Origin of the sequence: Megasphaera massiliensis, assembly GCF_036305205.1 — a bacterium.
Classification (GTDB): domain Bacteria; phylum Bacillota; class Negativicutes; order Veillonellales; family Megasphaeraceae; genus Megasphaera; species Megasphaera massiliensis.
This window is the reverse complement of sequence record NZ_JAXIXE010000042.1, coordinates 26,975-40,214: the sequence shown is the minus strand read 5'-3', so window position 1 is coordinate 40,214 and position 13,240 is coordinate 26,975. Positions and strand designations below refer to the sequence as shown.

The following is a 13,240-nucleotide window of genomic DNA, read 5'->3' as shown; positions in this document are numbered from 1 at the left end:
ATAAAAAAAGCAGGCTCCCATGAGCCTGCTTCAAAAAGCCTTTATTTCTCGCCTGTCCCTCGTTCCTTTCTTATCCGGCTAAAGCCGGCTTCAAGGGAACAGATAGAAGTCTCCTCATGTCTACATCGGTCGTATTGAATTCGTCGCACCAAAAATAGCCAGCGCTAAAATACAGGTAGCCCCAGCCAAAATAAGTAAAGACGTATTCAATTGCCTGACGTAAGCATGGCATATTCATAATGATCTCCTCATTTAAAAATTCGTTGTCGTCATTGTATACCTCAACGAGATAGTTGTCAAGGCTAAAAAAACAAGGATTCTCTGTATAGATATGAGAATCCTTGTAGATAATCGTTTAACCAGTCGATATTTTACATACTTTATACACATACTTCGTATGCTTTTACCAGGACGGCGGAATGGCCGTCGTGACGACACGGAAGGCGTAGCCCCTATCTTTCAGGAGCTTTATGATTCCCGGCAGTGCCTCTACAGTCGCACCGTGCCCCGAGGCATCATGCATGAGGATAACCAGATGGCGGTGAAGGTACGGCCGCAGTTCGAGCTGCTGTTTAATATTCTCAACGGCCTTTCCGGCAGACTTCCCGGTACCGTCGGCATCGCCGGTCAAGGCATTCCAACCAACTTCGACATACCCGAGTTCTTCAATAGCCGGCCAAAAAGCATCAGTAAAGTGCCCTTTTGTTCCGCCCGGTGCCCGGGAGATAATCGGCCGGACACCGATGATATTATAAATTGCCTCTTCGGTCTCCATCATTTCACCGATATACGCCTTAGGCGATTGGTATATTTTTTTATAATCATGGGTATAGGAGTGAAGCCCCATGGCATTGCCGGATTGATAAATCTGCTTGACCACATCAGGGTAACGGACGACGTTCTGACCGGTCAAGAAAAAGGTGGCCTTTATATTTTCTTTTTTCAGGATTTCCAAGATCCGCGGCGTATTCTTATCATTCGGTCCGTCATCGAAAGTCAGGTACACGACGTTGTCGCCGTAATAGTAATCCCGCACCCCGCCATACGTCGTCGGAAGGCCTTTTTCCTGACGCTGACGAGTCGTATATTTATCATAAACCGGTTTATCATTATCCACAGCAGGCAGAGAAAAATCGTCGCCGACGAAGGCCACATCGGGTTTTGAAGAAAAAACTTCCTTCACCGGTGGGACGTGGCTCTCTTCCGCCGCAGCAATGACTTCATCGCGGTCGACATTCAATAGAAAGCCCAAGGTTACCAGGGCAGCGCACAAAATACATCCAAAAAATAATCTTCCTGTTTGTTTCATTCGTACTACATCCGTTTCTTTCTTACATTATCATAATTAATATACTGCCGTATCGTGCAGGTTTCTCGATAGCCGTCAGCCAGGACACTGGCCGTAAGGTCGAAGTCTTCAAGATCGTCGAGGAGCGCTTCCGTCATACGGTGCTGGACAGAATTATAACCCGTGCAGAAAAGGATGCGCGTGCAGCGCGTACCGCGGAACAAGCCGCGCGGATGCCGGATGAGCTTAGCCAACATGGCCGGCGTAATAACGGCACCGCAAGGACGCCCCATGATAGCCGCCGCCGTTTCGACACCCTCTATCTTATCACCGCTGATGACATTTCCCAGCATTTGCAGATTGAGGACACCGATGACCGTATCGCAGCTTTCAGGCAGGGGGATATCGTCAGCCAGGGGTGCCTTGAGCCATTTATCACGACCGGCATCTCCCTCGATGAGGATATACCAAGCCGGATGACGCTGTTTAATTTCATCGATGACCTTAGGATCAAGGCCGATATAGCAGTCCTGATCATCGAGACCGGCAAACCAGGCCGGCACGTGTCCGGCTGCGATTCGTTCGGCACAAAAAGCTTCACCCTTTTCGACATCTTTCGTGCAGATGACGTCAAACGGCTCGACATTGTCGACGCGCATGCTGTCCATGGGAACGATACTGCTGACCATCATAGGCAAATGGCCTCCGTGGCCATACGTGCCGAGACGCTCTAATACTGTCGTCTTTCCGCCGGCACCTACAATGGCCGTAATTCCAGGCTGCAGCATACGCCGCCAACGATTATCTTTAAACATGAATGAACCCCCTTTTATACGCCTAATTTGCAATATGACGGCTGTATCCCTTCGAAGCCGCTTTAATAAGACTGCGAACCATTTCAATCGTCAAACTCCGCCGTTCCGCTTCCGAGCAGGTACCGAAATTCCCAAAATCCAGTTCTTCACTGGCTAAGTGGGCTACATTTTCCTTAACCGCCATGCCCTTTTCCGTCAATTCATCACTGGCCGACCGGGCAATGGCAGCTGCTCCGGGACGGCCGCCGACGACGATGCGCCATGAATCATCCCGAAGTGACGCTGCGCCAACCAAATAAGGTTCATCCGACGGCAGCCGCCGATAGGCCTTATAAGCAGTATACACTTCTTCTCGGGCAATGGAAATACCCGTAACCAATTCGCCCATGGGAGGGCACTGCAGGTAATCTTCTAAACTCATGCGCCCCTTATCCTGGAGCAGCACGTCGACGTGCAGAGACAGAAGAATCGGCAGCAGCACGGAAAAAGCACCTTTCCCTGAAATAACGCCGCCAAGAGTTCCGTAGCGCTGAATATCTTTATCGGCAATATCACTGATGGCACGGCTGACGGCTCCACCGGCCAATTTCTGAATGACCGGGGAAATCTTAATCTGCCATAAGGGCGTCATCGCGCCGATATCGATTTCATCGCCTTCCTCTTCAATGTAGCTGAGCCCGGCCTTCGATAAATCAACGGCCAACTCATAATGCTCTTTTCTATATTTCAACCCCTGCGTTCCCGCTAAAAAAACAGCGGACGCAGCCTGACGATAGGCATCATAGGCAGCAGCCGGACTATCTGGAACGAGCGTCGTCGTACTGGTAATCACAATCGTCCATCCACCTTTCTTTAAGGCCCCGTATCGTCCTCGAGGGCGATATTCGGCCGATCTTTATTGAGCAGGAAAGAACCGCCGCATTCATCGAGAACCGCATCGACCAAGCTGTCAATGCCAATATCGCTGCACAGATCCATTTCCTCCTTATATAAAAGGATAGGCATGAGAAGTTCCACTGCCGTCCCATCGGGCATCTTAACGCCTCCCAGCTGTCCTTCAAACTGAACGATGACAATGCCGGACAGCGCTGTATCCTCAGCAAAAGACTCCGGTTTTTCCCGATTGGGCAGCAAAAAGCCATACCCCATCCATACGTCGTGAACGTGGGGAAAGCGGCCTAATTCCATGAGCAACCAAATCGGCCAGGCCGCCTTATCATTCAGTGACAGGCCCCGCTCTCGCCGAAAAGGCCAGCGAGCCGGAAGGATGAGACACAATTCACTGTAGCTTTCGTTCGCCGCCGCAAAGTTACCGGACGGATAGCGCATGGGCGCCGCACTCATGCCCATGGTATGAAGCAGGTAAAATGGCTCTTCCTCCGTCGGGTACAGGATTTCTACATCGATGGACAGCGGTGTGCCAATGGGATCTCGAAAAACCTGCCAGCGGCGGTGAGGAAAAAGGCGGTGGAAATACTGTTGGACAGCCTGTCCGTATTCATGGTGCAGCCCATTAATTTTTTTTGTATCCGTTAAGGAAAAAAATCGGGGCCGACAGGCGGTCTGTAACGGTAAGGTATTCATGGAATCTCCCCCCTTTGCGTTATACTCAACTTCATTATAACATAAATATTCCGTCTTTTGGCAATCAAAAAAGGGGCGGCGCAAATGCGAAGCCCCCTCTTTCACGATTATGACGATAACCGTTTCAGAGTCGCCAGCCTCCTTGTCGGAGAGATTCCCTGCGGACCGTATCGCCTGTTCAATTGACGGGATATATCATAGCAACAAACCTCAAAATTGTCAACTCAGAGGGCCGCAAACTGTCTTGTAAAAGGCCGGGCGGTATAGTAAAATAAGAAGTAACGAACCGAACTATATTAACCGCAAAGGGATGACTTACATTGAAGGTACGCTGGGTAGAACTGAATCGTTTCGAAGCTGAATTGATCGTTGAATTTACCTGTCAGCCTAAGGATGCTCCCATTTCTGCCCGCCTATGCCGAATGATTTACCGCCGTCTCGAGGGACAGCCGGCACTTGCACAAAACCGAGCAGAGATAAGGGAAAAAGAGTAGTACAGGAAGAGCCGGAAAGACTGCCTATGGGCAGTCTTTTTTCATGGCCCGAATCTCCCTGAAAGCGTTTTTTTATGCTTCCATCGCCTTTTCCAATCGGGCAGCAATGGCCTTCCCCGTTTCCGTCCGAGCGAGTCCCCCGTCGGACGTTTCCTTTAATGCCACCGGCATGATTCGGCCGATTTCAGCCATAGCCGCAATGACTTCATCCGGCGGGATAACGCTCTGAATCCCGGCCAGCGCCATTTCAGCTGCTGCCAGCGCTTCAACGGCAAAGACGGCATTTCTCTTGACGCAGGGTACTTCCACTAATCCGGCAACGGGGTCACAGGCCAACCCCAAGGTATTTTTCAGGCACAGGGCAAAAGCCTGTAAGATCATATCGTTACTGCCGCCGGCCATGGATGCCGCCGCTGCGGCTGCCATAGCGGCTGCCGTGCCACATTCAGCCTGACAGCCGCCGACGGCGCCGGCAACGGTGGCATTGTGAGACACGACGGCGCCGATGCCCGATGCAATAAACAAGGCGTTTACCATGGCTTCTCGGGAAATATTCAGTGTTTCGGCCTCGGCCATCATGACGGCCGGAACGATACCGCAGGACCCGGCCGTCGGGCAGGCGACGATTTTAAACATCTTGGCGTTCGCCTCACTGACCGCCAAGGCATAGATGGCTGCTTTATGGGCCAGTGCTCCCAAAAGCGTCGGCGTGCTCCCGGCCAATTTATGGGCATCGCCGCCGACAAGGCCGCTGACCGATTTTCCCGGGTCGTTCATACCGGCATCGATGGATTCCTGAAAAACATCGAGGCGGCTGTCCATCATGGCCCGTACTTTTTCTTCCGAAACTTCCGATGACTCTACTTCATGACGGACGACGATATCGGCCAAGGTCGTTCCTTCTTTTTCGGCCAGAGTCAGCAGGTCATGAAGGCTATTGTATTCATATTTATACATTTTATTCCTCCTAAATAGGACGCAGTGTCACGACGCTCTCGATGGCCGTAATGTTCTCAATCATATGAACGATTTCCGGCGGCACGGCACTGTCCGTGCAGACGATCATGACGGCCGTTGCATTTTTAGCGCTGCGAAATACACGCATATTCGATACGTTGATATGGCCGATAGCCAGGACCGTCGTCGCTTGAGCAATGATGCCCGGCTGGTCGCGATGAACCGTAATCAGTGTATGTTCTTCCCCATTTAAGGCCACTTCGGCTCGGTTGATTTCACGGATTTCAATTTTACCGCCGCCGAGAGATACGCCGAGGACTTCAACCTGCCTTCCCGAAGCACCGGTCATGGCAATGCGCACCGTATTGGGATGGTGGACTTCGGCATCAGAACGCTGAAAATCGATTTCGAGCCCCGCCTCTTCCGCCAGGCTGAAGGACGTTCTCAGGCGGACATCATCCGCCGAAAAACCGAGCAGGCCGGCGACCAGAGCCCGGTCGGTACCATGGCCCTTATACGTTTTAGCAAATGAACCGTAGACGGTGATGACGGCTTTTTTCGGCTCGTCTTTCAAAATCTCTCGGGCCATGAGCCCGATGCGGGCAGCCCCTGCCGTGTGGGAACTGGAGGGCCCGATCATAACCGGCCCGACAACATCAAAAACACCCATGAGAAAACCTCCTTTTACATCATAATTTCACGCTGTAAATGAAAACTATAAATATAGGTTTCCCGGACGGGAATCCCTGTAATCTGCTCAACAGCCTGTTTGTACAAAGCCAGCTGTACGGCATACCGCTCCTTAAAATCATCATCTTGTTCCAACCGGTCCGACTTATAGTCGACGAGAACCCAGCCGTCGTCTTCGCGGAATAAACAGTCGATGACGCCTTGAATCAAAAAGCGTTCTCCCCCTTCGATCTCCGGCAAGGGTCCTCCGGCCAACAGAACCGTAAAAGGATATTCACGGTGCAGCACCGGCGAGGCCGCCATCCGTCGTCCCAGAGAGGACCGCCAAAAAGCGGCTAAGACTGGAACATATATCAGTGACGATTCTTCCGGACTGAAGATTCCTCGTTGAACGAAGGTCGCCAATTCCCGGCGAAGGGACCCTTCTGTATGATCGGCAGCCGGCGTAATATACTGCATAGCCTTGTGAAGTGCTGTACCGCGCTGAGCTCCGCTGACACCGTCCCCTTCATCTGCCAGCCAGGGCGGCAGATCGTCGAAGGGGTTCTGAGCTTCATGCTCCGGGGGAAGAATCGTGGCCGGAGAAAGGGCCAACCCATTCTCTTCAGCCAGTTCTTCACTCTGCATTTCATGATACCTTCGCTTGACTTCAGATACAGAAAACTTGGCAGCTGTCGTAACGGCCTTAGGGAAGGCGTACTGCCAGGACAACTGCCGATCGAGCCAGTCGGGAATAGGCGTATCGGTCATATCCCCGCGGCGCAGGGCCTCTAATCGAGGTTCTCCGGCCAGGACTTCTTCCGTCAGACCGGGAGCCGGTTCCGAATAGACGATGCGAAGCTGCCAGCGGTCCCCTTGCCAGAACGCCCCGGCTCGGATAGTTTCGGCATTGACCTGGTTTCCAAAATAGGCCGCCACCGTAGGCATGACCCAATCAAAGTACGAATTGCCCTGAGCCGGATCGAGTCCGTCAGCCCAGCGCGCCCAATGATCGGCTGCTTTAGAATCATGCCCAATGAGGATCAGCTGATCCCGGGCCCGGGTCATGGCTACATAGAGGACCCTTTCTTCTTCGGCCGTCCCTTCCCAGCGAAGTTTCGCTTCAATGCCGCTCCAGATGAGGGTCGGATAAAACATTCGCCACGTCGAATCATACTGCTTAAGGCCGATTCCCAGCTCATTGTGGAAGAGAATCGGTTCCTGCAGATCCTTGCGGTTGAATTCTTTTCCCATGTCGGCGACGATGACGACGGGGAATTCGAGACCCTTGCTCTGATGAATGCTCATGATACGGACGACGTCTTCTTTTTCACTGACGACCTTAGCCGGCGCCAGATCGAGTCCATCTTCCATCATCTTATCGATGAGCTGCAAATAGCGGAAAAGGCCGCGGAATCCGGCATCTTCGTATTGCTGTGCCCGGTCATAGAGAGCCTTCAGGTTGGCCTGACGAAGGTCACCGCCGGGCATGGCGCCGACGAAGTCGACGTAGGCCGTATCGGCATAAAGCCGCTGAATAAGTTCAGCAACGCCTTGGCGACGACTGTAGGTGCGCCATTCTTCAAAATGGCTGATAAAATCATCGATATCTTCTTTCAACGGATCCGCCTCGTCAAGGGAATCGGAAAAGGCCGGCAAATTCTGCCACAACGTCTCATCGCCCATAAGGCGCAATTCGGCTAAGGCCGTCTCATCGAGGCCGACCAGGGGTGAACGCAAAACGGCGGCCATGGGAAGGTCCTGCTCCGGATTATCGATACAGCGTAAAAGCGCCAGCATGACCTGGACTTCAACAGCGGCGAAATAGCCGCCTCGCTGCTCAGCATATGACGGGATGCCCCGTTCCTGAAGGGCCTCAATCAATTTATCGGCTTTATTTTTCATCGACCGGACGAGGATAACGATATGGCGATACGATAAAGGCTCTAAGGTCCCGTCTTTTCGGGCCGCCATCTTGCCGCTTTCCAAGAGTTCACGGACACGGGAAGCCACAAAACGCGCTTCCTGTTCAAAGGCCGTCAGTCCTTCATTGTCACCGGACGTGTCGACTAAATCGACTTCCGTCGGGCCGCCCAGCCAAGACGGATCTTCCGGCGCCGTCCGACCGGCGTAGAGCTTCTCTCTTTCACCATAATCCATGCCGGCTGCATCCATCGTCATGGCCCGGGAAAAGACATCGTTTACCGCATCGAGAACGAGGGGTACACTGCGAAAGTTCCGACCCAAGTCGATGCAGCGCTGACGGGCCTCGGCATCGCGGCTGAACATGCGGTATTTATCCATGAACAGCGTCGGATCGGCCAGGCGGAAGCGATAGATGCTCTGCTTGATATCGCCTACCATGAAGCGATTGTCATCGGATGAAACGAGGCGTGCAATCAATTCCTGTACGCCATTCGTATCCTGATACTCGTCGATGAGGACTTCTTCATACTGACTGCGCAATTCTTCGGCTGCCGCCGAGCGTATCGGATTATCCGGCGTCGCTTCGGGACTGAGAAGGATTTTTAAGCACAGATGTTCAAGATCACTGAAATCGAGCCATCCCTTGTCCCGTTTCGCCGCCGAAAAGGCCTTGGAAAAATCCAAGGTCAGCGTGACCAAACCGTCCATGATCGGCTTCATGGCACGGATTCCGTCCAGCCAGTCTTCCGATGATGCCGAAAAATAGACGGGCTGCAGTGTTTTCGTAACGTCTTTCTTGACACTGTCCCGCAAGGCCTTACACTGCTCCCAAACGGCCTTGTCGTCATCCGATAAGCCGCGCAGCGTCTTTAAGCGAGAAAATTCAACGGCATTGATGCGGCATCTTAAATCGTCCCAACGACTTTCGCCGGCAGCCGCTTTGAGCGACTCCTGCTCCGATGAAAACTGATCGCAAGCCGCCGAAAAAGCATCTCGCTGTCTCAGATGATACAAGGCGCGTTCATAAAGGGAAATATCCTTTTTTAGAACTCGCTGCACAAAATCTTTTACCGGCTGTACCCAGGGCAGGTCATCGAGAGTCGTATCAGGACCGGTTTCATAAGCCAGTGCCGACGCTTTCAGCCAGTGTTCCGGCCAAGCCAAACTGCGGGCATAGGTATACATGCGGCTTACCGTATCCATCAGGACGTCATCGCCGCGGTCACTACCGAACATATCGGCCAAGGGATAGAGAATGGCCGCCCGGTCCTCGTCTTCGTAGTAAGACAAAAAGACGTCCGATAGTACTTGGCGGCGCAGGAGATTCAATTCTTCCTGACCGGCAATGGAAAAGGTCGGGTCCAAGTCGATAGTATAGAAATACTTGCGAATGACGTACTGACAGAAGGAATGAAGTGTCGAAATATGAGCCGACGGCAATAAGGCCAGCTGCCGTTCGATTCGCGGATCCTTCGTCTCTGACAAAGCTTTCATCAGCGCTTGTCCGACACGGTCCCTCATTTCAGCCGCAGCGGCGTTGGTAAAGGTAACGACCAACAGTTCCGTAATGTCAATGGGATAGGTCTTATCCAACAGGCGGCGAATCATACGCTCGACCAGGACGGCCGTCTTCCCCGAACCGGCCGCAGCCGACAGGAGCAAGGTTTGTTTTCGGCTGTCAATAGCCGCCTGCTGTTCATTAGTCCACGCCATGGTCGTCATCTCCTCTGTCAAAAATAGTCCGTATCATGTCATCCGTATCTTCCTTGCCGGCTGCATCGTAAGTATTACCGACCATCGAAAGGTCGAAGCGGCAAACGGCCCGATACGGACAGTACTGACACGGTGTCTGCTGCTTCAGCATGACCGGATGAATGGAAATATCGCCATCACCGATGCCGCCGGCCAAATCCTGAAGCTTCTGTGAAGCCCAAGCCAGGAGGTGACTCCAACCGGATTCGTCGTAAATCGTTTTCGACTGTTCACTCAAGGTCCCGTCTTTCTTCAATCGTAAGTTCAAAAAGTCCGAAAATCCTTCCATAGAACGGTCCAACTGCTTCATGACGTCACCGTCGTTCAGATAAAACCCGGTCAACTTACCCTTAGCATCGTACTCCTTCTTTTTATCGGCCTCATCGATACGATACGACAACGACACTTTGTCATTACGGACGTAGCAGTAGAGCACGGCTGCCGGAACGGCATCATCACCAATATTGAGCAGGGCGACAAACATATAGGTCAAGAGCTGCAGCTCCAGTCCCATAAAAATTTGACTGATATCAAGCTGTTTCCGCCCCGATTTATAGTCTATGACGACGACATACGTACGATCGTCCTGGCGCAGCATATCGATGCGGTCGATTTGACCGGTAACGACGACGTCGAGGCCATTTTCCAAGGTAAAATGAAGGGCTTCCCAAGGGCTCCCGGGACGGCCGAAGGATTTTTCCAGACCCGTCATCCGGAATCCCGAAGCTGCGCTGAAAGCACAGAGACGGCGGACCGTGCGAGTCAGCGTTTGGATGAGTCGCTCTTTGATCTGTGAAAAGTAAGCATTCGACATGAGAATGTCGTGCTGGACCTGCGGTGCCAGCTCATCCGTCGCCTGACGGCAAATCGCCGGCACCTCGTCGTCGGGAATATCCTGCCACTGCTTCTTTTCTCGAAGCAATTTTTCACCGATAATGCGCAGCGCCCCATGGACGAGCATCCCCAGGTCCGGGGCGGCAAACTGATAGCGCCGCCGTTCTTCAAGATTAAGTCCATAGCGGGAAAAGTACGCAAAAGGGCAGTTCCGATACTGTTCAAATTTCGTAACCGACCCGCGCAAAACACCATCCGGTGCAAATAAGCGGCGTACGAGGTTAGCCGGCAGTGTTACCGGTAAGTTCGTATGGAAGAGTCCCTGGACAGCCCGTACGGCCTGATGGTGCCAGCCATGCTTAAAGGCCCAGTCATAGAGGGCCCACCACGTATCGTCCACGGCCTGCCCCGCTAAGGCCGGCCGCAGCTGACCGGGCAAGTAATGAAGTCCCGCCGGCAGGGCCAAAACCGGCTTTTCATCCTGAGAAAAATCCATCGAATCATCCCGGCGAATGATATCTTCTACATATCCCTTATCACAGAGTTGATGAATCCACGACGACTTTTCCACAGCACTGCCGTCATCGTCGGCTACCATATAGGAAAGTACAAAGCGTTCACGGGCCCGGGTCGCTGCCAAATAGAACAGGAACCGTTCCTGGAAGGAACGAAACCGGCTTCCCGGCCCGAGAACGATGCCGAGATCAGCCAGACTGCGCCGTTCCTTATCACTGAACAGCCCTTCTTCACTACTGTGCTGCGGAAAAATACCGTCGTTGACGCCGCATAAAAAGACGACCGGTGCCTGCATCGTATATCCTCGTTCGACTGAGGTAAGGGTTACATGATCCAAAGTCGGCGGAATGAGGCTGAATTTAAGCGTTGCCAAGCCGCCCTCGATAATCTGAGAAAATTCATCGATATCGGTCACATCGTCACCGCAGAAGTCGACGATTTCCGTAAGAAAATCCATGATTCTTTTCCAAACCTGTTCGTGCTCTTTTCCGGCTTCGGTCTGCCCTGCCGCTTCATCGTCTTCCTGCCAGCGAGAAAGGGCAGCCGGGACGCCGAGAGTCCGCAGCCATTGGTACAGTAAGGTACACCAATCGCGGAGGCGGTGTACCTCCTGAGATGCCTCCCAAGCCGGCATCAAGATATCTCGCACGGTTTGACAGATGGCTTGAATCCGCTGGAGCTGAACTTCTTCGCGTTCCTCAATAATGGCTTGGCCTTCATGACGACGGCCATAGTTCCACGCCTTACCACTCAGCCAATGATAGCCTTGTATGCCGTAGGCCAGACAATAGTTCTCCAAGTCATCGACATCGCGGCGGCTGATGGGAAAGAGGTCGCTTTTAAGCAGGCGGAACAAGGCCTCATGAGACCAGCGGCTGCGAAAAACACTGAGCAGTGCCGAAATGGCCTCGGCGGCCGGATGGCTGGTCATGGGACGCCGATAATCGCTGAAACAGGGAATCCCGTAACGGCGAAAGATGCGTTCCATCCGATGGTGGTACATGTCACTCGACCGAGCCAGGATAAGAAAATCGCGGAACCGCCGTCCCTTGCGGCACTGGCAAAGGATTTCCCGAGCAATATTTTCTATTTCACCGTCTTTATCCTGACATTCCCAGATGGATAGGGCCGATACCGGATGGGACTGTACCGCCGGAACAACTTGGAAGAAGTCCTCCTGAAAGGCCGTCAAGGTTTTCGGTGGCTGTTCCGGGACGACGGCCGTTTCCAGATGCGGAAAGAGGCGCTGTAAATCGCGGTATACCTCATAGGCCCGATGAAAGAGGGCTGTTTCCCGCCGCTGCTGCAAAAGGTGGTCGGCATCGATGGTCAAGGTAATGGTCAATCGGTCGGTCACCGCTTCGATTTGTTGTAAAATATTCATCTGCTGCGGCGTAAACCATTGGAACCCATCGACCCAAACGCGGGCGCCCTGCAAAAACGAATCCTTATCGACGGTCTTCGCCAATAGCGTCATGGTATCATCAGCTGATCCAAAATGGTCGCTTAAAAAGGCCTGATACATCTCGTATAATAAGGCCATATCCTGGAGCTTATGGGATAAGGTCGTACTGGAAACAGATTCAGCCGCTTTACGCAGGTCATCCGGGGATACACAGAAAGAACGGCATTCCCCTAAAAATCGACCGGCCGTATCGGCAAAATTAGGCTGTCTGGCAGCTGTCTGCAAGAGGGAAAAATCTTTTTCGCCCTTGTGAAGCAAGCGCTGTAAAATAATCTTCCGAGCCAACTCTGACAGCGATGCATGAGAAAGGCCCTGCTCTTGAAACACATTGTAGGCTAATCGGGAGAAGCCGACGACCTGTGTTCCCACAAAACCCCGCCCTTTAGCGTGTTCAGCCAACCGCCGTTCAGCGCCGTATGTCGCCTGGTCCGGGACTAGGAGCATCGCCTTTCCGCCCCCTGCTTCCCAGTCCTGCAGCTCTTTAAAACATTGGGACGATTTGCCGCTTCCGGCCTTGCCCATTAAAATGGTAACTGCCATAAAAGTGCCTCCTTACGCCAATCTGATCTACCCCTATTATACCCGATTTCCACTGGAAACGGACTGATAAATTATCGTATCCTCAGACAAACAAATAAAAAATAGGTCCTATTGAATATTGGCGCCTTATAGACACATTCGATTCATAAGTGCCTCTATTTCATATAAAATAAGACATATCTAATCCTATCCGTTCTCTCAACTACCACCAAGAACCGAAGGCGTATAGATATGTCTCTTACTTATTTATCGAAAGTCTTTCCACTGGGACTAGGCCTCGGTGAAAGAAATAGACAGGTAGACCGCAATACCATGAGGACACCCGAGACACTTCGGTCTGAAGCTTCAATGCAATATCATTGTAAGTCAATATATGGGGATGTAATTCGTCAATCCAGTA

The 13,240-nt window shown here is 52.4% G+C and carries 9 protein-coding genes; all 9 read right to left on the bottom strand.

What is annotated here, in order from left to right:
• Positions 1 to 70: 70 nt before the first annotated feature.
• Entirely contained in the window at positions 71 to 238 is a 168-nt protein-coding gene (locus tag UCI88_RS09540; RefSeq protein ID WP_176698867.1) for a hypothetical protein, read from the bottom strand.
• A 165-nt stretch (positions 239 to 403) separates the two neighbouring features.
• Positions 404 to 1,309 (bottom strand): polysaccharide deacetylase family protein, encoded by a 906-nt coding sequence (locus tag UCI88_RS09535; protein WP_256179640.1) that lies wholly within the window; start codon positions 1,307 to 1,309, stop codon positions 404 to 406.
• Positions 1,310 to 1,314: 5 nt separating this feature from the next.
• Positions 1,315 to 2,103 (bottom strand): selenium cofactor biosynthesis protein YqeC, encoded by a 789-nt coding sequence (gene yqeC, locus UCI88_RS09530; protein WP_044505363.1) that lies wholly within the window; start codon positions 2,101 to 2,103, stop codon positions 1,315 to 1,317.
• Positions 2,104 to 2,125: 22 nt separating this feature from the next.
• Positions 2,126 to 2,935 carry an FAD binding domain-containing protein gene (locus UCI88_RS09525; RefSeq protein ID WP_065360951.1) on the bottom strand — a complete coding sequence of 270 codons (810 nt, stop codon included), beginning with the start codon at positions 2,933 to 2,935 and terminating at the stop codon, positions 2,126 to 2,128.
• Between the two features lie 20 nt (positions 2,936 to 2,955).
• Complete coding sequence (locus UCI88_RS09520) at positions 2,956 to 3,687, bottom strand: suppressor of fused domain protein (protein ID WP_065361031.1); 732 nt, start codon at positions 3,685 to 3,687, stop codon at positions 2,956 to 2,958.
• A 566-nt stretch (positions 3,688 to 4,253) separates the two neighbouring features.
• Positions 4,254 to 5,138, bottom strand: a complete 885-nt coding sequence (gene sdaAA, locus UCI88_RS09515) for an L-serine ammonia-lyase, iron-sulfur-dependent, subunit alpha (protein ID WP_044505362.1) — start codon at positions 5,136 to 5,138, stop codon at positions 4,254 to 4,256.
• A 10-nt stretch (positions 5,139 to 5,148) separates the two neighbouring features.
• Positions 5,149 to 5,808, bottom strand: a complete 660-nt coding sequence (gene sdaAB, locus UCI88_RS09510) for an L-serine ammonia-lyase, iron-sulfur-dependent subunit beta (protein ID WP_065360952.1) — start codon at positions 5,806 to 5,808, stop codon at positions 5,149 to 5,151.
• A 14-nt stretch (positions 5,809 to 5,822) separates the two neighbouring features.
• A complete protein-coding gene (addA, locus tag UCI88_RS09505) occupies positions 5,823 to 9,446 on the bottom strand; it encodes a helicase-exonuclease AddAB subunit AddA (RefSeq protein WP_256179639.1) in 3,624 nt (1,207 codons plus the stop codon).
• Positions 9,433 to 12,840, bottom strand: coding sequence for a PD-(D/E)XK nuclease family protein (locus tag UCI88_RS09500; RefSeq protein ID WP_256179638.1), 3,408 nt, complete (start codon positions 12,838 to 12,840; stop codon positions 9,433 to 9,435). The genes addA and UCI88_RS09500 overlap by 14 nt, the downstream gene beginning before the upstream one ends.
• Between the last annotated feature and the right edge of the window lie 400 nt (positions 12,841 to 13,240).

Coding starts and splice junctions, on each gene's coding strand:
- UCI88_RS09540 (WP_176698867.1), bottom strand. CDS start 238: ATGAATATGCCATGCTTACGTCAGGCAATTGAATACGTCTTTACTTAT.
- UCI88_RS09535 (WP_256179640.1), bottom strand. CDS start 1,309: ATGAAACAAACAGGAAGATTATTTTTTGGATGTATTTTGTGCGCTGCC.
- yqeC (WP_044505363.1), bottom strand. CDS start 2,103: ATGTTTAAAGATAATCGTTGGCGGCGTATGCTGCAGCCTGGAATTACG.
- UCI88_RS09520 (WP_065361031.1), bottom strand. CDS start 3,687: ATGAATACCTTACCGTTACAGACCGCCTGTCGGCCCCGATTTTTTTCC.
- sdaAA (WP_044505362.1), bottom strand. CDS start 5,138: ATGTATAAATATGAATACAATAGCCTTCATGACCTGCTGACTCTGGCC.
- sdaAB (WP_065360952.1), bottom strand. CDS start 5,808: ATGGGTGTTTTTGATGTTGTCGGGCCGGTTATGATCGGGCCCTCCAGT.
- addA (WP_256179639.1), bottom strand. CDS start 9,446: ATGGCGTGGACTAATGAACAGCAGGCGGCTATTGACAGCCGAAAACAA.
- UCI88_RS09500 (WP_256179638.1), bottom strand. CDS start 12,840: ATGGCAGTTACCATTTTAATGGGCAAGGCCGGAAGCGGCAAATCGTCC.